Below are 538 nucleotides of genomic sequence, written 5' to 3'. Positions count from 1 at the left end.
AACATGGCTTCACCTCGACGGAGTTCCATACCGAGACCGGCCCTTTCACGCAGGTGCCGCTGCCGGGCAATCGTTCCAGCCTTGTCTGGGTGGTCAAACCTGAGACCGCGAAGGAGCTTGCCGCGTTGGACGACGCAATGCTCTCGCTGCGGGTCGAACGGCAGATGCAGTCGATGCTGGGGCGGGTAACCGTGGAGCCGGGCCGCCAGATCTATCCTTTGTCGACGGTGACCCCCCTGCGTTTCGCGGCGCAGCGGGTGGCGCTTGTCGGCGAAGCGGCGCACGTGTTCCCGCCGATCGGCGCGCAAGGCCTCAACCTGGGTATCAGGGATATCGACGATCTGGTTGGAATCGCGCGTGAAAATCGTGAGGATCCGGGGGCTGCCGCTACCCTTGCTGTATACGATCTCAAGCGCCGGCCCGATATTCTGGCGCGCAGCAGCGCGGTCAATCTGCTCAACATATCGCTGCTTTCGGACATGTTGCCCGCACAGATGGCGCGCGGCGCCGGCCTCGGCGTGCTCGGCGGCTTTGCACC

General features: G+C 64.5%; 1 protein-coding gene. It reads left to right on the top strand.

Annotated elements, in window-relative coordinates:
* On the top strand, positions 1–538 hold a 538-nt coding region (locus EOA36_RS36770; RefSeq protein WP_189553578.1), incomplete at both ends, for an FAD-dependent monooxygenase.

The sequence above is a fragment of the Mesorhizobium sp. M8A.F.Ca.ET.021.01.1.1 genome (genome assembly GCF_003998025.1).
Classification (GTDB): Bacteria; Pseudomonadota; Alphaproteobacteria; order Rhizobiales; family Rhizobiaceae; genus Mesorhizobium.
The sequence above is the reverse complement of the archived record's forward strand: the minus strand, read 5'-3'. Positions and strand labels throughout refer to the sequence as shown.